This is a genomic window from Streptomyces sp. A1277 (assembly GCF_004795015.1).
GTDB lineage: Bacteria > Actinomycetota > Actinomycetes > Streptomycetales > Streptomycetaceae > Streptomyces.
On record NZ_SSBI01000110.1, the window covers coordinates 1 to 725 of the forward strand.

Below are 725 nucleotides of genomic sequence, written 5' to 3' on the forward strand. Positions count from 1 at the left end.
CATCTCGGAAGTGCCTTGCTGATCGTGCGTGCTGGAAGCCTGAAGAACTCCCATCATCGCAGGCCACAAGGCACTTTCTCGTTCCAAGAAAAGTTATCCACAGGCATCGATTCGGCGGATCAAGGCTAAGCAGATCGCAGGGACCGTGTCGATCAGCGCGGGCTGGTTCCTCAGGACGGGCGGCAGCAGCCCGCCGCGGCTCAGACCAGCAGACTGAAAACCAAGCTCGCGATCAGCAGCACGATCGTGGTGATGGCGGCTGCCTTGTAGGTCTTCTCTTTGTCGCTTCCGCGGGTTGATCGGACCGCCAGAACCAGGAAGAGAACCATGGCGGCTGCGGATCCGACGATGAGGGCGTACGCCAGAGTCTGCATGTCAGCAAGCCTCCGCGAAGAGACAAGCGGCGCCTTCGACCACCAGAGCTATGCCCACGGCCGCGCCCACCCCAGCGGCTACTCCTACCACTACGGGGGAAGTGGCGACCAAGCCGACGACACCGGCCACCGCCCCCACCGCTCCGAGGGCGAAGTTCACGTACTCCAGAGGGGAATTGTCCAGCCCGGTGGGGTCGGTGTGGTTGATGGGATCGCCTGCGGCGTAGAGGTAGGTGTTGGTTTCCTGGCCGGAGGGGTCGGGCTGGGTGAAGCGGCCTAGGGCGGGGTCGTAGTAGCGGGCGCCCATCTTGTAGAGGCCCGTGGGGTCGTTGTAGGCGCCGGCGAAGCGGT

The 725-nt window shown here is 63.9% G+C and carries 2 protein-coding genes; both read right to left on the reverse strand.

Features of this window, described 5'->3' with window-relative positions:
* Positions 1-200: 200 nt before the first annotated feature.
* On the reverse strand, positions 201-374 hold the full coding sequence (locus E6R18_RS34355) for a hypothetical protein (protein ID WP_168712517.1): 174 nt from the start codon (positions 372-374) through the stop codon (positions 201-203).
* A gap of 1 nt (position 375) precedes the next feature.
* A partial coding sequence (locus E6R18_RS33875) for an RHS repeat-associated core domain-containing protein (RefSeq protein WP_136320687.1) occupies positions 376-725 on the reverse strand: 350 nt, incomplete at its 5' end.

Coding starts and splice junctions, on each gene's coding strand:
- E6R18_RS34355 (WP_168712517.1), bottom strand. CDS start 374: ATGCAGACTCTGGCGTACGCCCTCATCGTCGGATCCGCAGCCGCCATG.